Annotated in this window: 17 protein-coding genes; 5 read left to right on the top strand and 12 right to left on the bottom strand. The window is 73.6% G+C overall.

All coding sequences use genetic code 11. The features are described 5' to 3' along the window. Positions 1-7: 7 nt before the first annotated feature. On the bottom strand, positions 8-1,498 hold the full coding sequence (gatA, locus tag AB0K34_RS23775) for an Asp-tRNA(Asn)/Glu-tRNA(Gln) amidotransferase subunit GatA (RefSeq protein ID WP_364550946.1): 1,491 nt from the start codon (positions 1,496-1,498) through the stop codon (positions 8-10). Positions 1,499-1,597: 99 nt separating this feature from the next. Then, positions 1,598-1,897, bottom strand: a complete 300-nt coding sequence (gene gatC / locus AB0K34_RS23770) for an Asp-tRNA(Asn)/Glu-tRNA(Gln) amidotransferase subunit GatC (protein WP_138636592.1) — start codon at positions 1,895-1,897, stop codon at positions 1,598-1,600. Between the two features lie 164 nt (positions 1,898-2,061). Here gatC and AB0K34_RS23765 point away from each other — a divergent pair, with 164 nt between their 5' ends. Further along, on the top strand, positions 2,062-2,307 hold the full coding sequence (locus tag AB0K34_RS23765) for a DUF6458 family protein (protein WP_176195798.1): 246 nt from the start codon (positions 2,062-2,064) through the stop codon (positions 2,305-2,307). Between the two features lie 255 nt (positions 2,308-2,562). Here AB0K34_RS23765 and AB0K34_RS23760 read toward each other — a convergent pair whose 3' ends face one another. From AB0K34_RS23760 to mnmA, 5 genes are all read right to left on the bottom strand, one after another. After that, on the bottom strand, positions 2,563-4,710 hold the full coding sequence (locus AB0K34_RS23760) for a bifunctional diguanylate cyclase/phosphodiesterase (protein WP_364550900.1): 2,148 nt from the start codon (positions 4,708-4,710) through the stop codon (positions 2,563-2,565). A gap of 257 nt (positions 4,711-4,967) precedes the next feature. Then, positions 4,968-7,136, bottom strand: a complete 2,169-nt coding sequence (ligA, locus tag AB0K34_RS23755; RefSeq protein ID WP_364550898.1) for an NAD-dependent DNA ligase LigA — start codon at positions 7,134-7,136, stop codon at positions 4,968-4,970. A 103-nt stretch (positions 7,137-7,239) separates the two neighbouring features. Further along, the gene (locus AB0K34_RS23750; RefSeq protein ID WP_364550896.1) at positions 7,240-8,247 is read right to left on the bottom strand and encodes a methionine synthase; all 1,008 of its coding nucleotides are present in this window, start codon (positions 8,245-8,247) and stop codon (positions 7,240-7,242) included. A 25-nt stretch (positions 8,248-8,272) separates the two neighbouring features. Further along, positions 8,273-9,091 (bottom strand): LLM class F420-dependent oxidoreductase, encoded by an 819-nt coding sequence (locus AB0K34_RS23745; RefSeq protein ID WP_138636597.1) that lies wholly within the window; start codon positions 9,089-9,091, stop codon positions 8,273-8,275. A 189-nt stretch (positions 9,092-9,280) separates the two neighbouring features. Further along, complete coding sequence (mnmA, locus tag AB0K34_RS23740) at positions 9,281-10,357, bottom strand: tRNA 2-thiouridine(34) synthase MnmA (RefSeq protein ID WP_364550894.1); 1,077 nt, start codon at positions 10,355-10,357, stop codon at positions 9,281-9,283. Positions 10,358-10,424: 67 nt separating this feature from the next. Between mnmA and AB0K34_RS23735 the strand changes: the two genes are divergently transcribed. Further along, positions 10,425-11,507 carry a DUF695 domain-containing protein gene (locus AB0K34_RS23735; protein ID WP_138636599.1) on the top strand — a complete coding sequence of 361 codons (1,083 nt, stop codon included), beginning with the start codon at positions 10,425-10,427 and terminating at the stop codon, positions 11,505-11,507. A gap of 13 nt (positions 11,508-11,520) precedes the next feature. Here the strand turns inward: AB0K34_RS23735 and AB0K34_RS23730 are convergent, their stop codons facing one another. Next, a complete protein-coding gene (locus AB0K34_RS23730) occupies positions 11,521-12,357 on the bottom strand; it encodes a DUF1206 domain-containing protein (RefSeq protein ID WP_301175898.1) in 837 nt (278 codons plus the stop codon). Positions 12,358-12,413: 56 nt separating this feature from the next. Then, the gene (locus AB0K34_RS23725; RefSeq protein ID WP_364550944.1) at positions 12,414-13,589 is read right to left on the bottom strand and encodes a cysteine desulfurase family protein; all 1,176 of its coding nucleotides are present in this window, start codon (positions 13,587-13,589) and stop codon (positions 12,414-12,416) included. A gap of 132 nt (positions 13,590-13,721) precedes the next feature. On the opposite strand from AB0K34_RS23725, the gene AB0K34_RS23720 reads away from it, so the two are divergent. From AB0K34_RS23720 to AB0K34_RS23710, 3 genes are all read left to right on the top strand, one after another. Then, positions 13,722-14,255: a TetR/AcrR family transcriptional regulator gene (locus tag AB0K34_RS23720; protein ID WP_138636601.1), complete on the top strand. Its 534-nt coding sequence runs from the start codon at positions 13,722-13,724 to the stop codon at positions 14,253-14,255. Positions 14,256-14,460: 205 nt separating this feature from the next. Beyond that, the gene (locus tag AB0K34_RS23715; RefSeq protein ID WP_364550891.1) at positions 14,461-15,690 is read left to right on the top strand and encodes an MFS transporter; all 1,230 of its coding nucleotides are present in this window, start codon (positions 14,461-14,463) and stop codon (positions 15,688-15,690) included. Between the two features lie 84 nt (positions 15,691-15,774). Then, a complete protein-coding gene (locus tag AB0K34_RS23710) occupies positions 15,775-17,601 on the top strand; it encodes a serine/threonine-protein kinase (RefSeq protein WP_364550889.1) in 1,827 nt (608 codons plus the stop codon). A gap of 64 nt (positions 17,602-17,665) precedes the next feature. Here the strand turns inward: AB0K34_RS23710 and AB0K34_RS23705 are convergent, their stop codons facing one another. The 3 genes from AB0K34_RS23705 to AB0K34_RS23695 all read right to left on the bottom strand — a co-directional run. Then, positions 17,666-18,616 (bottom strand): electron transfer flavoprotein subunit alpha/FixB family protein, encoded by a 951-nt coding sequence (locus AB0K34_RS23705; protein WP_301175894.1) that lies wholly within the window; start codon positions 18,614-18,616, stop codon positions 17,666-17,668. 24 nt (positions 18,617-18,640) lie between these two features. Continuing rightward, positions 18,641-19,420, bottom strand: coding sequence for an electron transfer flavoprotein subunit beta/FixA family protein (locus AB0K34_RS23700; RefSeq protein WP_301175893.1), 780 nt, complete (start codon positions 19,418-19,420; stop codon positions 18,641-18,643). 275 nt (positions 19,421-19,695) lie between these two features. After that, positions 19,696-20,323 (bottom strand): KR domain-containing protein (locus AB0K34_RS23695; protein ID WP_364550886.1); only part of this gene is annotated, 628 nt, incomplete at its 5' end.

Raw genomic sequence — 20,323 nt, 5'->3', positions numbered from 1 at the left:
GGGGTGGTCACTTCGCCTCCACCAGTTCCGGGGCCTGCGCCAGCAGCGGGCCGCCCCAGCGGTCTTCCAGGGCCCGCTCGACGGCGGCGCCGACGCGGTACACGCGGTCGTCGCCGAGGACGGGGGCCATGACCTGCAGGCCGACGGGCAGGCCGTCCGCCAGGCCGCACGGCACCGAGATCGCGGCGTTGCCGGTGAGGTTCGCCGGGATCGTGCACAGGTCGGCCAGGTACATCGCGATCGGGTCGTCGGCGCGCTCGCCGACCGGGAACGCGGTGGTCGGCGTGGTCGGCGAGACCAGCACGTCCACCTGCTCGAACGCCGCCTCGAAGTCGCGCTTGATCAGCGTGCGGACCTGCTGCGCCTTGCCGTAGTAGGCGTCGTAGTAGCCGGACGACAGCGCGTAGGTGCCGAGCATGATGCGCCGCTTGACCTCGGGCCCGAAGCCCTCGGCGCGGGTCAGCGCCATGACCTCCTCGGCGCTGCGGGTGCCGTCGTCGCCGACGCGCAGGCCGTACCGCATGGCGTCGAACCGCGCCAGGTTGGACGAGCACTCCGACGGCGCGATGAGGTAGTAGGCGGGCAGCGCGTAGGCGAAGTGCGGGCAGGACACCTCGACGACCTTCGCGCCGAGCGACTCCAGCAGCTCGACCGCCTCGTTGAACCGGGCGGACACGCCCGGCTGGTAGCCGTCGCCGGCGAACTCCTTGACGACGCCGACCCGCAGCCCGTTGACGTCGGCGCGGCGCGCCGCCTCCACGACCGGCGGGACGGCCTCGCTCACCGAGGTGGAGTCCATCGGGTCGTGGCCGCTGAACGCCTCGTGCAGCAGCGCCGCGTCGAGCACGTTCCGGGCGAACGGGCCCGGCGTGTCGAGCGACGACGCGAACGCGATCACGCCGTACCGGGAGGAGCCGCCGTAGGTCGGCTTCATGCCCACGATGCCGGTGACGGCGGCGGGCTGCCGGATGGAGCCGCCCGTGTCGGTACCGGTCGACAGCGGCGCCTCGTACGCGGCGACCGCCGCCGACGACCCGCCGGACGAGCCGCCGGGGACGCGCTCCAGGTCCCACGGGTTGCGGGACACGCCGTAGGCGCTGTTCTCCGTGGACGAGCCCATCGCGAACTCGTCCATGTTCGTCTTGCCGAGGATCACCAGGCCGGCCTGCCGCAGCCGCGCCGTCACGGTCGCGTCGTACGGCGGCCGCCAGCCCTCCAGGATCTTGGACCCGGCGGTGGTGGGCATGTCGGCCGTGGTGAAGACGTCCTTGTGCGCGATCGGGACGCCCGCCAGCGGGCCGAGTTCGGCCCCCGCCGCGCGCCGCTCGTCCACCTGCCGGGCCTGCGCCAGCGTCGTCTCGCGGTCGACGTGCAGGAACGCGTTGACCTGCCCGTCCACGGCGGCGATGCGGTCGAGGTGCGCCTCGGCCACCTCGACGGCCGACACCTCGCCGGCGGCGAGCAGCTCGCCGAGCTCCGCCGCCCCCTTCCTGACCAGTTCACTCGAGTCCTTCTGGGGGGACGACCCCCCAGCCCCCCCGGGACGTGCCGCCTGACCGGCGCCTTCCACTCCGCTGCGCTCCGTTCCAGTCACCGGTCAGGCCTCCTCGTCCAGAATCCGCGGAACGCGGAAACGCTGCTCCTCGGCCGCCGGGGCACCGGAGAGGGCCTGCTCGGGGGTGAGGCACGGGCGTACCTCGTCCTCCCGGTAGACGTTGGTCAGCGGCAGCGCGTGCGAGGTGGGCGGGATGTCCTCCGCCGCGACCTCCTGCACCCGCGCGACCGCGGAGATGATCTGGTCGAGCTGGGCGGCGAGACGGTCGAGCTCGTCGTCGCCGAGCGCCAGCCGGGACAGCCGGGCGAGGTGCGACACCTCGTCACGGGTGATGGCGGACATGATGGAAACCGTTCCTGCGATGAAGTGGGTTCCCGCCCATCCTATGGGCCGAGCGCCCGCGGGCCCGCCCGGTTTACGCAGGCACGATCGCGGCGCGCCGTTTCATCTCCGCACACGGGGAACGCTCCCCTCGTCCACCCCCGGGACGACGAGAGGAGCCCGCCGTGACCATCGGCGGCAGCATCGCCCTGATCATCATCGGCGCGATCCTGGCCTACGCGGTCAACTACGAGTTCAGCGGCATCGACATCCGCCTGGTCGGCGTGATCCTGATGATCGGCGGCCTGATCGGCCTGGTCATCGGCATCGTCCGGATCGTGTCCGCCCGCCGCGCCGTCGACCGCCGCCCCCCGCCGGCCGTCCGCGAGGAGTACTACGCCGACGACTACGAACCCCGCCGCCGCTACTGACCCAGCGCGGCGCCCCGGCCACCGGAGCGCGGGCAGGCACGCGGAGCGAGTTCTGCGAGCGCAGCGGGCCTGCCCGCCGAGCCGGGCGACCGCAGCGACACGCCACGAACCCGCACGGTCACAAGGACCAGAACCGTGGCGTGAGGATCGACCGGCTCGTGACGGGGGTTCCAGGGGGTCGCCCCCCTGGGCCAACACAGCGTGAGGATCGACCGGCTCGTGACGGGGGTTCCAGGGGGTCGCCCCCCTGGGAGATCACGCCGCGGGTTCTGGGGCCTTGCGGGAGTGGCGGCGGAGCCAGGCGGTGGCGGCCGCGGCGTCCATCGGGCGGCCGAAGTGCCAGCCCTGGGCGGCGTCGCAGCCCATCTCGCGGAGGGTCTCGGCGGTGGCCGGGTCCTCGACGCCCTCGGCGACCGAGCGCAGGCCGAGGGTGCGGACGAGGTCGACGATGGAGCGGACGATGACGGCGTCGTCGGTGGAGTCGGCGAGCCGGTGTATGAACGAGGCGTCGATCTTGATCTCCTCGACGGGGAGCCGCTTCAGCCGGACGAGGGAGGAGTAGCCGGTGCCGAAGTCGTCCAGGCTGAGCGGGATGCCGAGGGCGGCGAGGGCGCCGACGGTCTCGGAGGCGTAGGCGGGCTCGTTCATCAGGATCCGCTCGGTGATCTCCAGTTGGAGCGCGGCGGCGGGCAGGCCGCGGGCGAGCAGGCCCTCCTCGATCGTCTCGGCGAGGCCGGTGTCGAGGAGGTCGCGGCCGGAGACGTTCACGGCGACCTGGACGGCGAGGTCCTCCCGCCACCAGGCGGCGGTCTGCGCGAGCGCGGCGGTCACGACATGGTGGGTGATCGAGCGCATCAGGTACGTCTGCTCGGCGACGGACAGGAACGCCTCGGGTTCGAGGACGCCCTGGTCCGGATGGCGCCAGCGCAGCAGCGCCTCCATGCCGACGAGCTGGCCGTCCCGCAGCGAGACCTTCGGCTGGTAGAACAGCTCCAGCTCGGAGCGGTCGATGGCGCGGCGCAGGTCGCCGAGCATGCTGAGCCGCGCCGGGGAGTTGCGGTCCTTGCCGGGCGAGTAGGTCTCGACGCCGGTGCGGGCCTCCTTGGCGTTGTACATCGCGACGTCGGCGCGCTGCAGGAGCAGCTCGAAGTCGGGCGCGTGGTCGGGGAACAGCGCGATGCCGACGCTGGCCTCCAGGTCGAACGACATGCCGTCCAGCCGGACGGGCTCGCTGAGCGCGGCGCGCAGCCGGGCGGCGACCTCGCGGGCGGCGGCCTCGTCCCGGACGGTCGGCAGCAGCACCGCGAACTCGTCGCCGCCGAGCCGCGCCACGAGGTCGCCGGGGCGGACGCTGTGGGTGAGCCGGTGCGCGACGAGTTGCAGGAGCCGGTCGCCGGTGGGGTGCCCGAGGGTGTCGTTGACCTCCTTGAAGCGGTCGAGGTCGAGCAGGAACAGCCCGGCGCGGTGGTCCGGCGGGTCGGCGGGCCTGCGGCGCCGGGAGCCGAGCCGGCCGGGGCGGTGCCGCTCCGCGCCGCGCTTGGGCGCGCCGTGGTGCTCGGCACCGCGGCTCTTGGCGCCGCGCGCCTCGGCGAGCGCCTCCTCGGTGCGGACGATCAGCAGTTTGCGGTTGGGCAGCCCGGTCAGCCCGTCGTGCAGGGCCTGGTGCTCGCGCCGGACGGAGACCGAGGCGTTCATGTAGACGGCGATGAACGGCAGGACGATCAGCGGCACGAACAGGGCGGACCGGTCCATGGCGACGACCATCAGCGGGGCCAGCCCGAGCAGCGCCAGGTGGACCAGGATCTGGTAGCCGAGGTCGAAGCGGAGCGCCTTCACCAGCGAGACCCGCTCGTGCAGGGCGACGGCGGAGCCGACGAGGGTGTCGTTGCAGACGAAGTACACGGCGCCGGCGAGGGCGATCGCGGGCAGGTCGGAGCCCTGCGGCACCCACAGGCTGGACGGGGTCGCGAGGTTGCCCGACAGCGCGAGGACGAGCTGCGCGGCGGCGAGGCTGAGGGTGTACTGGGCGGCGTTGAAGGCGATCCGGTGCGGGGCGCGGCCGCGGAAGATGCCGCAGGTGATGACGGCGACGGCCTGGAGCGCGGCGGCGATGGGCAGGCCGGCGTACAGCAGCGCCGCGAACGAGAACGTGGTGGAGGTGGTGGCGCCGTTGTTCTCGGTGGAGCCCGGCGTGATGATCGGGCGCATCTCGCCGAAGATGATGAAGCAGCCGAGGATCCAGAAGACGGGCGTGCCGACGAGGGCGTCCAGGTCGGCCGCGCTCAGCCCGGAGAACGCGGCCCCGCCGGCCGTGACGCCGAGCAGGATGACCACGACGAAGTAGATCCACAACGGGGAGCCGCGGCGCGGTGCCGTGTTCCGCGTATTGTTCGGGTCCTTCATCACATCCTCGGGGGGAGGTTCGGGGGGCCGGCCCCCGGCACCGGGCGTCCCCGCTCCCGGGGGACGCCTCCCGGGTGTTACGTCCGGAGATTCAGGTGTAGGTCGTGATGAGTGGGAGGGTACGGCCTTTGGTCAACTTCGCGAAACCGATTGCGTACGTTCCGTTATGCCGTATCACACCCACCGCTCACCGTTGGGTGATCGTAGTGTACCCCTGAGTAACGCGATGCTGGTCGGACCCCCATGACCACGCGGCGTTATTCGTCGGCGCGCAAAGTTACGTTTTTGGCCGCATCTGGCCCATCGGCGAGCAGCACGCGGAAGCCGTCCTCCGCCAGGACCGGTACGCCCAGCTTGACGGCTTTGTCGTATTTCGACCCTGGACTGTCGCCGACGACCACGAAGCCGGTTTTCTTCGACACCGAGCCGGACACCTTGCCGCCGAGCCGCTGCACCGCCTCGGTCGCCGAGTCGCGGCTGTACTCCGCGAGCGAACCGGTGATCACCACGGTGACGCCCTCCAGCGGGCGCGGGCCCGCGGCGCCCTCGTCCTCCATCCGGACGCCCGCGGCCCGCCACTTGTCGACGATCTCCCGGTGCCAGTCGACCGCGAACCAGTTCTTGATCGAGGCCGCGATCGTCGGCCCGACGCCGTCGACCGCCGCCAGCTCCTCCTCGGTCGCGGCCGCGATCGCGTCCATCGAGCGCATCTCGCGGGCGAGGTCGCGCGCGGCCGACGGCCCCACGTGCCGGATCGACAGCGCCACCAGCACCCGCCACAGCGGCTGCCGCTTGGCCTTCTCCAGCTCCTCGAAGAGGATCTCGACCGTCTTCTTCGGCTCGCCCTCCTTGTTGGCGAAGAACGACACGACCTTCGGCTCGCCGGTCTTCGGGTCGGTCTTGGCGGTGCCGGTCTTGGAGTCGAGCACCAGGCTCCGGATCGGCAGCAGCTGCTCGACCGTCAGGTGGAACAGGTCGCCCTCGTTCTTCACCGGCGGGTCGGACGGCTCCAGCGGCTGCGTCAGCGCGGTCGCCGCGACGTAGCCGAGCGCCTCGACGTCGAGCGCGTTGCGGCTCGCCACGAAGTACAGCCGCTCGCGCAGCTGCCCCGGGCAGTACTGCGCGTTGGGGCACCGGATGTCGGCGTCGCCCTCCTTCTCGTACGCCAGCTCGGTGCCGCACTCGGGGCAGTGCGACGGCATCTCGAACTCGCGCTCGGAGCCGTCCCGCAGCGCGGTCACCGGCGCGACGATCTCCGGGATGACGTCGCCGGCCTTGCGCAGCACGACGGTGTCGCCGATCAGCACGCCCTTGCGCTTGACCTCGCCCGCGTTGTGCAGCGTGGCCCGGTCGACGGTGGAGCCCGCGACCTTCACCGGCTCCATCACGCCGAACGGGGTGATGCGCCCGGTGCGCCCGACGCCGACCTTGATGTCGAGGAGCCGGGTGTTGACCTCCTCGGGCGGGTACTTCCACGCGATGGCCCAGCGCGGCGCCCGGCTCGTCGACCCGAGCCGCCGCTGCAGGGAGAACTCGTCGACCTTCACCACGACGCCGTCGATCTCGTAGGCGGGGTCGTGCCGGTTCTCGCCGTACTCGGCGATGTACTCGCGGACGGCGTCGAGCCCGCCGACGACCTTGTACCGGTCGCTGACCGGCAGCCCCCAGCCGCGCATCAGCTCGTACGCCCCGGACTGGCTCTCCGGCTGCGTCCCGCCCCGCCAGGCGCCGAACCCGTGGACGAGCATGCCGAGCGGCCGGTGCGCGGTGACCCGCGGGTCCTTCTGCCGCAGCGACCCCGCCGCCGCGTTGCGCGGGTTGGCGAACGGCTCCTTGCCCGCCTCCACCTGCGCGGCGTTGACCTGCTCGAACCCGGCGACCGGCAGGAACACCTCGCCGCGGACCTCCAGCACGTCCGGCCAGCCGTCGCCGGCCAGCCGGTCCGGGATGTCGGCGATCGTGCGGATGTTGTTGGTGACGTCCTCGCCGGTGCGCCCGTCGCCGCGGGTGACGCCGCGCGTCAGCCGCCCGCCCTCGTAGGTCAGCGCGATCGCCAGGCCGTCGATCTTCAGCTCGCACAGGTAGCCGGCGACGGTGCCGACCTCCTTGACGACCCGCTCGTCCCACGCGAGCAGCTCGTCGGCGCTCATCGCGTTGTCGAGGCTCTGCATCCGCTCCAGGTGGCTGACCGTCGCGAAGTCGGTGACGATCGGCGCGCCGACCTTCTGCGTCGGCGAGTCGGGAGTGACCAGTTCGGGATGCCGCTCCTCCAGCGCGCCGATCTCCCGCATGCGCGCGTCGTACTCGGCGTCGGTGAGCGTCGGCTGGTCGAGGACGTAGTACCTGTAGTTGGCCTCCTCGAGCTCCCGGCTCAGCTCGAGGTGCCGCTGCCGTGCCTCCGCGGGAACGCCATCGCTCATGGTCATGCCCCCATTGTCGCCAACGCGTCCGACATTATGACCCGTGACGCACCCTGGTCATCCGCCTTCTTGGCGGCCCGCCGACCCGCTGGTGGGACGGCCCCTCCGGTCACTCGTCCGCGGCTTCGTAGAGCATCCGGGCGGTGTCGCGGCAGCGTTTGAGGGCGTCGCGGACATAGCGGGGCGACGCGCCCGCCATGCCGCAAGCGGGGGTGATCACGACCTGCCGGGCGAGCTGCGCGGGCGGGAAGCCGAGCCGCCGCCACAGGCCCTTCACCGGCTCGCCGGTCGCCTGCAGGGACGGCAGCGCGGCGTCGGTGCCGGGCACCGCGCCGAGGAACAGCCCGATCCCGGCGTCGATGGTCTCCCCCACCGCGTCGTCGTCGCGCTTCGGCACGAGGCGCAGGTCGGTCGAGATCGCCTTCGCGCCGGCGCCGCGCAGCAGCCCGTACGGGACGTTCCGGGCGCAGCAGTGCACCACCGGGTAGGCGCCGGCGGCGTCGATCACCGTGCGGAGGGCGTCCTCGGCGACGGGCTCCTCGACGGCGCGGAGCCGCGAGAAGCCGCTGGCCGTCGGGACCGTCCCGGCCAGCGCGGCGGGCAGGCCCGGCTCGTCCAGCTGCAGGACGATCTCCGCCGCGGGCAGCCGCCGCCGGACGTCCGCGACGTGCGCGGCCACGCCCTCGGCGAGCGAGGCGGTCAGGTCCCGGACGGCGCCCGGGTCCTTCAGCGCCCGGTCGCCGTGCCGCAGCTCGATCGTGGACGCCAGCGTCCACGGCCCGCACACCTGGATCTTGAACGGCCCGTCGTGGCCGCCCGCGACCTCCTCCAGCACGTCGAGGTCGCGGGCCAGGTGGTCGCGGGAGCGCAGCGTGTCGCGGCCCGGCCGGTCGGAGAACCGCCAGCCGGACGGCTCGACCCGCACCGGCATGTCGATCAGCAGCCCGGCGGTCCGGCCGGTGAGGTCGGCGCCGGGACCGCGCGCGGGCAGCTCCGGCAGGTGCGGCAGGTCGGGAAGCTCGCCGAGGACCACCCGCAGGGCCTCCGCAGGGTCGTCCCCCGGATATGACCCCACTCCAGTCGCCGTCCCCGCCTGCCACGGGTAGCTCGTCGTCACGTCCCCGACCCTATCGGCGCCGTGATCAGACCAGGTCCGCGAGCCGGTCGAGGTACCGGAGCGTCGCGTCCTCGGGCTCGGTCCTCAGGTTGAACAGCACCTCGTCGACTCCGGCGTCCGCCAGCTCGGCGACGGCCTCCTTCTTCCCGGGCACGCCGAACAGGGTGACCGGCACTCTGCGGCCGGCCCGCTCCCGCAGCTCGGAGATCTGCGCCGCCAGCGTGTCCGTGCCGCGCCCGTAGATCGGCATCCAGCCGTCGCCGAACTCGACCACCCGGTCGAACGTCGTCGCGCCGGACCCGCCGATCATCACGGGCGGGTGCGGGTCCTGGACGGGCTTCGGGTAGGAGAACACCGGGTCGAAGTCGACGAACTCGCCGTGGAACTCGGCCTGCTCCTTCGTCCACAGCTCCTTGACGGCGAGCACGCGCTCGCGGAGCAGCCGCATCCGCGTCCTCGGGTCGGTGCCGTGGTTGCGCATCTCCTCCCGGTTCCAGCCGGCGCCGACGCCGAGCACCGCCCGCCCGCCGGAGACCAGGTCGAGGGACGCGACCTCCTTCGCCAGCACGATCGGGTCGCGCTGGACGACCAGCGCGATGCCCGTCCCGACGCGCAGCCGCTCCGTCACGGCCGCCGCCGCGGTCAGCGCCACGAACGGGTCGAGGGTCCGGTAGTACTTCCGGGGCAGCTCCGCCCCGCCGGGCCACGGCGACTCCCGCTTCACCGGGATGTGCGTGTGCTCGGCCAGGTACAGCGACCCGAGCCCGCGCTCCTCCAGCGCCCGCCCGAGCGCCGCCGGACCGATCCCGTCATCCGTCACGAACGTCGAAACACCGAACTCCACAGCCGCCTCCCAGGTTCCGTCCAGGAGACGATAGGCCAACCGGTCACAGCGGCAAGGACCCCGCACACCCCAACCCCTCTAGGTCACCGCAGCGTTCGGGGCTTGGGACTCAGAGAGGGCGGGGTCAAGCAGGACGGGGTCAAGCAGGGCGCGGGTCAGGCGGGGACGTGGGTCAGGCGGGGACGTGGGTCAGGCCGGGACGCGGGTGGTGTCGGCGATCGTGGCGGACGCGAGGACGCGGTCGCCGGTGTAGAGGACGGCGGCCTGGCCCGTCGCGACGCCGCGGGCCGGGGTGGCGAGGGTCATGCGCAGCTCGTCGCCGTGCGGCTCGGCGGTGCAGTCGTAGACCTCGCCGTGCGCGCGGAGCTGGACCTGGCAGCCGAAGGGGCCCTCCGGGACGTCGCCCAGCCACACGGCGCGCTCGCCGGTGATCTCGCGGACGTCCAGCTGCTCGCGCGACCCGACGGTCACCGTGTTCGTGACCGGGGAGATGTCGAGGACGTAGCGGGGCCGGCCGTCCGGCGCCGGGGTGCCGAGGCGCAGGCCCTTGCGCTGGCCGATCGTGTAGGCGTAGGCGCCGTCGTGCTCGCCGACCTCGTTGCCGTCGGTGTCGACGATCGGGCCCCTGGCGGCGCCGAGCCGCTCGGCGAGGAAGCCGCGGGTATCGCCGTCGGCGATGAAGCAGATGTCGTGGCTGTCCGGCTTGTCGGCGACCTGGAGGCCGCGCCGCTCCGCCTCGCGCCGGATGTCGGCCTTGGAGGTGTCGCCGAGCGGGAACAGCGCGTGCGCGAGCTGCTCGGGGGTGCAGACGGCCAGCACGTAGGACTGGTCCTTGGCCGGGTCGACGGCGCGGCGCAGGACGCCGTCCTCCAGGCGGGCGTAGTGGCCGGTGCAGACGGCGTCGAACCCGAGCGCCATGGCGCGGTCGAGCAGCGCGGCGAACTTGATCTTCTCGTTGCAGCGCAGGCACGGGTTCGGGGTGCGCCCGGCGGCGTACTCGCTGACGAAGTCCTCGACGACGTCCTGGTGGAAGCGTTCGGCGAGGTCCCAGACGTAGAAGGGGATGCCGATCACGTCGGCGGCGCGCCGGGCGTCGCGGGAGTCCTCCAGGGTGCAGCAGCCGCGCGCCCCCGTCCGGTAGGACTGCGGGTTGCTGGACAGGGCCATGTGGACCCCGGTGACGTCGTGCCCGGCCTCGGCGGCGCGGGCGGCGGCCACGGCGGAGTCGACGCCGCCCGACATGGCGGCGAGAACGCGCAGAGTCATAGTCCTTCGAGGGTACGCGGCGTGGCCCGGTCCGCCGTCCGCATTTCCGCGTACGATTGGGGCCGCTATGGGAATCTTCCGCCGTCCGCGCGAGGCGTCCACCGTCGTACCGCCCGCGATCAGCGAGTTCTGGGAGTGGTGGGCGCAGGCCCGCCCCACCATCGAGGCGTCGCTGGCCGCCGGGCCCGAACCCGACGCGGCCGAGGCCGCCGTGCCCGGCGAGGGGCTGTCGGCCGAGACGATCGAGGAGCTGTCCCGCCGCGTCCACAAGATCCATCCGGGCCTGCAGTGGGAGATCGGCGGCGCCGACGACCGGAGCCCGTCGCTGACCGTGACCGGCGGCGGCGACCCCGAGCTGCGCGGCCTCACCGAGCGCTGGGCCCGCTCCGCGCCCTCCGGCGCCGCGGCCGGCGGCTGGAGCTTCCACCCGGCGCGCCAGGCCGACCCGGAGATGCTGTCGCAGGACCTCATCCTCGGCGACCACGAGTTCGACCTGGAGTACGTCCGGCTGGGCATGCGCGCCGACGCCGACCGCGCCCGCGTGCACATCACCGCCTACCACCCCGACTTCCTGTTCGTCGCCGAGGAGCAGCAGCTCCAGGTGGCGCTGAACGTCCTGTACTGGGCGCTCGGCGAGGACGACGTGGCCCGCTGGATCGGCGAGGTCGCGATCGCGACGGAGGCGCCGATCGACGCGCTGGTGCCGTCGATGCTGCCCGCCGTCGTCGAGCAGGTGGCCGAGCCGTTCGCCGAGCCCGCCTGGCTGACCGGCGAGGGCCGCACCCCGCGCGGGCACCCGGCCCGCCTCGGCGCCCGGTTCCCGCTGCACCGGCAGGACTACCCGCTCTGCGACCTGCACGTGGCGATCACCGTCCCGTACGCCAACAGCAACCCCGACCGGCTGCCGGTCGAGCCGTCGGCGGGCGCGCTGCGCTCGTTCGAGAAGAAGCTGGCGAAGCTCGGCGACCGGGCGGTCCTCGCCGTCCGGGAGACGGGGGACGGCCTGCGGGTCTTCCACCTGTACGCCGACCCCGACTCGGGCGTCATCTCCGAGCTCGACCAGCTCGCCGCGGGCTGGCCGGAGGGCAAGGCCAAGGTCGCCTCCACCGCCGACCCCGGCTGGAAGGCCCTCGCGCCCTACCAGCCGTGAGAAGACGCGCGCCCTACCAGCCCTGGCGCGTGGCGTCGACCTTGCGCCAGCGGGCCTCGCAGAACGAGTAGAGGCCGAAGGTGAGCACGCCGGCGGCGACGGCCGCGAGGCCCCAGGCGCCGGCGGGGGTGTCGGCGAACTCGCGGAGCGTGCCGTCGAGGCCGCGCGCCTTGTCCGGCTGGAACGTGGCGGCCGCGTAGGCGAGGAACGCGCCGGCGGCGAGGCCGACCAGGCCGCGGGCGGCGTTCCCGACGATGCCGAGGGGCTGGACCGACCGCCGCGCCACCCTGCCCATCTTGGCGGTCTCCAGCTCGTCCAGGAAGCCGCGCCGGACGGCGCCGACGACCACGATCACTCCCCACACCACGAACCCGGCGGCGATCGCCAGGACGAGCCAGCGGCCGCCGGGCTCGCCCATCAGCCGCGCCGTGATGGTCTGGGACTGCCGGTCGCTCGACGTGCCGTGGTGGCCGAACAGGAACGCCAGGGTCCCCGCGCAGCCCGCCGTGTACATGACGGCGCGCCCCGCCGAGCCCAGCCGCTTGGTGGGCTTGTCACCGTCCTCTACGGGACGCCCGTACAGGACCTCGGCGAGCTGCCAGAGGGCGAGCGCGGCGAAACCGGCCGCCATCAGCCCGAGGACGACCGGGCCGCCCGGCTTCTCGGCGACCGCCTCCAGCGCGCCCTTGCGGTCGGCCTCCTTCCCGCCGCCGCCGAACGCCACCTGGAGGGCGAGCCAGCCGATGAGGAGGTAGAGGAGTCCGCGGGCGGCGAGACCCGCCCGGGACAGGTGGTGGAACCAGGGGTGTCCCGCCGCCTGCTTGATGCCGTCGCTCACGTCCGTCGTCACGGGCAACGCCGTCCCCGTTCAAGAGAAGGTCAAACCCGGGGCGGATCGGCCGGCGGTCAGCTGAGGCCGGCGCGGCGCGCGCGTTCCACCACCGGGCCGATGGCGTCGGCGAGGGCCTTCACGTCGGCCTCGGTGGAGGTGTGGCCGAGCGTGAAGCGCAGCGAGCCGCGGGCGCGCTCGGTGCTCGCGTCCATCGCGAGCAGGACGTGGCTGGGCTGGGAGACGCCGGCCGAGCACGCCGACCCGGTGGAGCAGGCGATGCCGCGCGCGTCCAGCAGCATGAGCAGGGCGTCGCCCTCGCAGCCGGGGAAGGAGAAGTGGGCGTTGCCGGGGAGGCGGTCGACGGGGTCGCCGTTCAGGACGGCGTCCGGCACGGCGGCGCGGACGGCGTCGATCAGCCGGTCGCGCAGCTCGGTGAGGCGGCGCGCCTCGGCCTCCCGGCGGGCGACGGTGGCCTGGACGGCGGCGGCGAACCCGGCGATGGCCGGGGTGTCGAGCGTCCCGGACCGGACGTCGCGCTCCTGGCCGCCGCCGTGCAGCAGGGGCACCGGGTCCAGGAAGACGGGCTCTTTGGGCTTGGCGAGCAGCAGCGCGCCGACGCCGATCGGGCCGCCGAGCTTGTGGCCGGTAATGGTCAGGGCCTGCGCGCCGCTCGCCGCGAACCCGACGGGCAGCTGCCCGGCGGCCTGGACGGCGTCGGTGTGCAGGGGGACGCCGCGCTCGCGGGCGGCGGCGGCGAGCTCGGCGACCGGCTGGACCGTCCCGACCTCGTTGTTGGCCCACATCACGGTGGTGAGCGCCACGTCGTCGCCGGAGCCGAGCGCGTCGCGGAGCGTCTCGGGGCGGACGCGGCCCAGCCCGTCCACCGGGAGCCACTCGACCTTCGCGCCCTCGTGCTCGGCGAGCCACTGCACCGCGTCCATGACGGCGTGGTGCTCCACGGCGCCCGCCAGCACGCGGGTGCGGGCGGGGTCGGCGGCGCGGCGGGCCCAGAACACGCCTTTGACCGCGAGGTTGTCGGCCTCGGTGCCGCCCGAGGTGAACACGACCTCGCTGGGCCGGGCGTCGAACGCCTCGGCGATGATCTCGCGGGACTCCTCGACGACGCGGCGGGCGCGCCGTCCCACCGCGTGCAGGGAGGACGGGTTCCCCAGCTCGCGCAGCTCCGCCGTCATCGCCTCGACGGCCTCGGGCAGCATCGGGGTCGTCGCCGCATGGTCGAGGTAGGTCACCACGCGGTCAACATTATCCGCGCCGGTCCTGTTCCCCGCCGTCGCCCGTGCCGTTGCGCGCGGGGGCGGGAATAGCCGCCGGGAAGGGCCGGTTCACCGTGTGTACCGTCCAGCCGGTACAGTAGGAGCATCATGACGAAAGACGCCCTTCTGGACGCCGCCGAGGCCGTGCTCTCCGAGCAGGGCACGCAGGCGCTGACGCTCATCGCGGTCGCCGACCGCGCCGGCGTCAGCAAGGGAGGGCTGCTCTACCACTTCCCCACCAAGGAGGCGCTCGTCCGGGCCATGGTGGCGCGGGTCATCGAGGAGTTCGACGACCTGATCGCCGCCTACGTCGACGCGTACGGGGACGGCGTGCCGAGCGCCTACACCCGCGCCTACGTCGAGGCCACGTTCGAGATCCTCACCGGGGAGGCCCGCGCCTACCGGCGCTGGTCGGCCATCACGGCCGCCGCGGCGGACCCGGAGCAGGGCGAGCCGCTGAACGCGGCGATGCGCCGCTGGCACGGCCGCGACCCCGCCGAGGACCCGGACCCGGGCGCCGCGATGGTCGTCCGGCTCGCGGCCGAGGGCCTCTGGGAAGTGGTGAGCCATGATCCCGAGCTGTACGACGCCGCGCAGCTCGAAGCGCTGAAACGGCGGCTGCTGGACCTTCTGGAGCGATGACGGGGGCACCCGCCCCCTGACTCCCGTCCCGCCCGCCCCACCCCACCCCGAACCACCGCGAGCGGCCCCGCACGGCACTGCCGTGCGGGGACGCCCGTGCGACACCGGGCCGCCTCGCGGTCCGGAGTTCCGTCGTGACGACGCCGCGCGTGCGGCGCCGCAACCGGGGGCCGCCCGCCCCGCCGAGCCGAGAAAGAGGTGAACCATGCTGTTCCGTGCCCGCACCGGATCGTTCCTGACCTTCGCGCTGGCCGGCCTGCTGACCGGAGTGTGGGTGGCGCGCATGCCCGCGCTGGCCGCCAAGTTCGGGACGACCGAGGGCGAGATCGGCATCGTCGTCCTCGTCTGGGGGCTCGGCGCCATCGCGGCCATGCAGGCGCTGCGCGGCGTCATGGCGCGCGCGGGCAGCCGGACGGTGCTCCGCGCGGCCCTGCCGCTGACCGCGCTGTCCTACGTGGCGGTCGCGCTCGCGCCCACCTACGGGGTGCTGCTCGCGGCGGTCGCACTGTTCGGCATGACGTTCGGGATCACCGACATCGCGATGAACGCGCAGGGCAGCGTCGTCGAGCGGGCGTACCGCCGGTCCATCATGAGCGGCATGCACGCCGGATGGTGCGTGGGCGCGATGAGCGGCGGGGTGTTCGGCGTCGCGACCGCCGCCGCCGGGCTCGGCTTCACCACGACCGTGCTGACCGCCGCGCTGGTGGCGCTGCCCGCGAGCCTCGCGCTCGGCCGCACCTACCTGCCGGACCCGCCGGCGCCGGCCGAGGCCGGGACGGGCCGCAGGGCGCGCCGCCTGCCCCCGGCCGTCTACCTGATCGGCGTCCTCGGGTTCATCGCGTTCATGACCGAGGGGTCGATCGCCGACTGGAGCGGCCTGCTCCTGCACGAGGAGCTCGGCGCCACGGAGGCCGTCGCGGCCGTCGGGTACCCGGTGTTCGAGCTGGCGATGCTGCTCGGCCGGCTCGTCGGCGACCGCGTCCGGATGCGCGTCGGCACCCGCCGGCTGCTGACCGGCGCGGGCCTCGGCACCGCCGTCGGCATGACCGTCGTCGTGCTGGCGCCGACCCCGGCCGTCGCGATCGCCGGGTTCTTCGTGACCGGGCTGGTCGTCTGCACGGTCGTCCCCACGACGATCTCGCTGGCGGGGACCGCGGCGCCGGACCGTCCCGCCGCGGCCGTCGCCCAGGTCGGCGCGATGGGCTACGGCGGGCTGCTGCTCGGCCCGGTCGTGGTCGGCTTCCTCTCGGACGCCACCTCGCTGCGCGTCGGCGTCGGCACGGTCGTCGTCCTCGCGCTGCTCATCGCCGCCGGAGCGCGCTTCGTGCCGCTCCGGTCCAGCATCGACGTGACGGCCGCCGCCGTGCCCGAGCCGGCCGCCCAGACCGGCCCCACCGACCCCAGCGACACCCGGCCCGAACCCGTCGCCGCCTGACCCCCGGCGGCCGGGCTCGCAATCCGATATAACCCAATGCGGAATCATTGCGGGGAGAATCCCCGCGGGTGATGGGGGCGGTCCATGGCGGGATGGCGGGTTCCGGGGTACAGCGAGCTGCGCGTGCTCGGCGAGGGCGCGCAAGGGCGGGTCGTCCTGGCGCGGCACGACGCGACGGGACGCCCCGCGGCGATCAAGTACCTCGGGGAGTCGCTCGCCGGGGACGCGGAGTTCCGGGAGCGGTTCCGCGGCGAGGCCGAGCTGCTGAGCCGGCTCCGGAACCCGTACGTCGCGCAGCTGTTCGGGCTGGTCGAGCGGCCGGACGGCGCGGCCATCGTGATGGAGGCGGTGGACGGGGCGTCCCTCAAGGCGGTGCTCGCGGAGCGGGGCCCGCTGCGGCCGGAGGCGGCCCTGGCGGTGCTGAAGGGCTCGCTGCTGGGCCTCGCCGCCGCGCACGACCTCGGGATCGTCCACCGCGACTACAAGCCCGCGAACGTGATCGTGCGCGGCGACGGGCTCAGCAAGCTGATCGACTTCGGCATCGCGGTGGACGCGGGCGCGGCCGGCCGGTCCGGCACGCCCGTCTACATGGCGCCCGAGCAGTGGCGGGACGAGCCCGCCTCCCCCGCGACCGACGTGTACGCGGCGGCGTGCGTCTTCTTCGAGTGCGTGACGGGGCGGCGGCCCTACACCGCCGATGACCACGTCGGGCTGATGGGCCGCCACCTCACCGCCCCGGTCCCGGTGGAGGACGTCCCCGAGCCGCTCCGCCCGCTGATCGAGCGCGGCCTGGCCAAGAACCCGTGGGACCGCCCGATGGGGGCGGCGGCGTTCGTCGCCGAGCTGGAGGCGGTCGCGGCGGGCGCGTACGGGGCCGGCTGGGAGGGGCACGGCGTCCGGGCGCTCGCGGGCACCGCCGCCGCGCTGTCGGTGCTCTTCCCGCTCACCGCGCTCGGGCTCGGCTCGGGCGGCGCGGCCGGAGCCGGCGCGAGCGCGGCCGGTGCGGCGGGCGGGGCCGCAGCGGGCGGTGCCGGGGCGGCCGGAGCGGGAAGCGCAGCGGGCGCCGGGGCGGGCGGTGCCGGAGCGGCGGGCCAGGGGGTGCTCGGCGCGCTCGGCGCGAAGGGCGCGGCGGCCGTCGCGGGCGGGGCCGCCGCCGTGGCGGTGGGCGGCGGCGCGGCCGTCTACGTGGCCACGGCCGACGAGGCGCCGAAGCCGATCGCGACGCGCCTGGCCGCGCTCAGCGAACCGCCGCGGAACATCGGGAACGGGGCCACGCTCCAGGTGCAGGGCCAGGTCGTGCGGGTCACGGGCGGCGAGCCCGCGGTCACGCGCAAGGTCAACGCGGCGCTGCGGGCACCGCTCGAACAGCGCTGGACGAAGACCGTCAGCGGCCTGAAGGACATCGGCCGCGGCGCCTACACCGATGTCGTGAAGCCGCAGATCCTGCTGCACAACGACCGGCTGCTGTCGGTCTGGTACACCGTCACCCTCCAGGGCGACCGCGGGACGGGCTGGGACCAGTCACAGGCGGCCACCGTCGACCTCAAGACGGGCGCCTCCTACACCGCGCCCGGCCTGTTCCGCGTCCCGACCGAGCAGGGCCTCAAGCCGCTGGACGGCAAGATCAAGGCGCACCTGCCCGACGGCGTGTACTGCTGGAGCGGCCAGAGCACCCCGGGCGGCACGGTGGTCCCGCGCGGCACCGACAACCCGTCCAAGTTCGTCGGCGACGGCTCCGTGACCATGGCCCTCACGCCGAAGGGCGTCCGCGTGGCGTTCTACGGGGCGATCCTGGGCTACGCGTCGGCGTGCGGGCTGCAGGACACGGTCGTCCCGTACGGCGAGGTGAGCGAGATGCTCAAGCCCGCGCTGCTGAAGGCCGTCCCGTACCCGTCGCCCGCCCGATCCTGAAACGCCCGGTCCCGAAACGCCGGAGGCCCCGGCGGCGGGTGCCGCCGGGGCCTTCGCGCGAGGATCACTTGCGCTTGGTGATCTCCTCGGTGAGCTGCGGCGCGACCTGGAAGAGGTCGCCCACGATGCCGTAGTCGACGAGCTCGAAGATCGGCGCCTCGGGGTCCTTGTTGATGGCGACGATGGTCTTCGAGGTCTGCATGCCGGCCCGGTGCTGGATGGCGCCGGAGATGCCGACCGCGATGTAGAGCTGCGGCGACACGGTCTTGCCGGTCTGGCCGACCTGGAACGAGTGCGGGTACCAGCCGGCGTCCGTCGCGGCGCGGGACGCGCCGACGGCGCCGCCGAGCGAGTCGGCCAGCCCCTCGATGATCTTGAAGTTCTCGGCGCCGCCGACACCGCGGCCGCCGGAGACGACGATCGCGGCCTCGGTCAGGTCCGGGCGCTCGCCCTTCTCCTGGACGACCTTCTCCACGATCTTCGCGCCCTTGTCGGCGTCCGACAGCGTGACCGACACCTGCTCCTCGGCCGGGGTGGCCGGGGCCGCCTCGGGGGCGACGGAGTTCGGCCGCACGGCGATGATCGGCGTGCCGGTCTTCACCTTGGCGTGCGCGATGATGCCGCCGCCGAAGATGGAGTGCTCGGCGACGAAGCCGTCGGTGACGTCCACGACGTCGGTGAGCACGCCGGAGCCGGTCTTGACCGCGAGGCGGCCCGCGACCTCCTTGCCCTCGCCGGTCGCGGCGACCAGCACGGCGGCGGGCGACTTGTCGGCCACGAGCTGGGCGAGCAGCGCGGCCTTCGGGGCGACGACGTAGGAGGTCAGCTCCTCGTCGGCGGCCACGTAGACCTTGCCGGCGCCGTACTCGCCGAGCTTGTCCTTGGCGTTCTCATAGCCCGGGCCGACCCATACCGCGGCGGCCTCGCCGAGCCGGTTCGCCAGCGTCAGCAGTTCGAGCGCGACCTTCTTGACCTCACCGTCGACATGGTCGACGAGGACGAGAATCTCAGCCATTGGTCTCTAAATCCCCTTCCCCGGTCAGACGAACTTCTTCGACGCGAGGAACTCGGCGATCTTCACGCCGCCGTCGCCCTCGTCGGTGACGATCTCGCCCTTGGCGCGCGGCGGCGCCTCGGCGAAGTCGACCACCTCGGTCGCGGCGTTCGCCAGGCCCACCTGGGCCGCGTCGATGCCGGCGTCGCCCAGGCCGAGCGTCTCGACCGGCTTCTTCTTGGCCGCCATGATCCCCTTGAAGGAGGGGTAGCGCGGCTCGTTGATCTTCTCGACGACGCTGACGACCGCGGGCAGGCTCGCCTCGACCCGGTCGAAGCCGTAGTCGGTCTGCCGCTGCGCCTTGATCGACGTCCCGTCGATCTCGACCTTGTTGGCGAGCGAGACCTGCGCGACGCCGAGCCGCTCGGCGAGCATCGCGGCGAGGACGCCGGTGCGCGCGTCGGTGGACTCCGAGCCGAGGATCACCAGGTCGAACCCGGTGCGGCCGAGGGCCTGCTGGAGGGCGTACGAGGTCTGCAGCGCGTCGGAGCCGGCGAGGCCGTCGTCCACGAGGTGCACGGCCTTGTCCGCGCCCATGGCCAGGGACTTGCGGATCGAGTCGGTGGCCTTGTCGGGACCCATGGTCAGGACGGTCACCTCGCCGCCGTGGGCCTCCTTGATGCGCAGCGCCTCTTCGATCGCGTACTCATCGAGTTCGTTGATGACCCCGTCCGCCGCCGCGCGGTCGAGCGTGCTGTCATCGGACTTCAGCTTGCGCGGGCTCTCCGTATCGGGAACCTGCTTCACCAGGACGACGATGTTCATGGCCGGTGGCCGACCTCCCTGCACTCAGTTGGCCGCTGGGTGAGCGGCAGAGGGGCGCCGCCCATGACGGGTCGACGCGGACGTGCGCTTTCGAAGTCACAGCCTGCCAAATACCCGAACCTGCTTCGGAGCCGGGTCCCTGATTCGGCCGTGCACCCGCCATGTTACTAGCGAGTAGCCTGCTGGCAAATCCCAGTTCGTGAGACCTTACCCACGCGAACGGGGGTTTCAGGGGCCGAATCCCATTCCGAACCGGACGTGACGCACTTCACGTCTCACCACCGGTTGACGGCGTGCTGCAGGCGGTCCAGCGCGCTCTCCAGCGACTGCTGCGCCCCGTACAGCGGAGCGAAGCTCGGCGTCAGCGTCAGCGCCGCGACCCCCGCGACCAGGGCGAGGGCGCCGAGGCCCAGCACGGCGCCGGCGATGGTCCGGGGCCGCCGCGCGACGGGCAGGAACATCCGCTCCAGCTGCCGGCGCGGACCCTGCACGCCGGGCGCCGTCCACAGCACCGCCGCCCCCGCGCCGGCGCCGAACGCGCCGGCCGTGAGCGAATCGATCTTCCCGCCGAACGCCGCCGCCGCGACCAGCACGACCGGCACCGCGACCGCGACCGCCGCCGCGTACGGGACGGTCAGCAGCGTCCCCCCGAAGGCGCCCGCCCAGCCCTTCGCCCACGTCCCCACCGGCGTGCCCGCGAGCCGCAGCAGCGTCACGGCGGCGAGCGACGCCGCCAGCCCCGCGACCGGCACCACGACCACGACGGCGACCGCGATCACCACGGCCATGGCGGTGAGAAGCCGCGCCCAGCCCTCGGCGCGACGGCGCTGGGCCAGCGTGTCGAGGAAGACGTTCGCCGCCGCGTAGTTGCCCTGGGCCGCGTTGCCCAGAACGCCCGCCATG

Origin of the sequence: Actinomadura sp. NPDC049382, from assembly GCF_040677125.1 — a bacterium.
GTDB classification, from domain to species: Bacteria; Actinomycetota; Actinomycetes; order Streptosporangiales; family Streptosporangiaceae; genus Spirillospora; species Spirillospora geliboluensis.
This window is presented reverse-complemented; position numbering and strand designations above follow the sequence as displayed.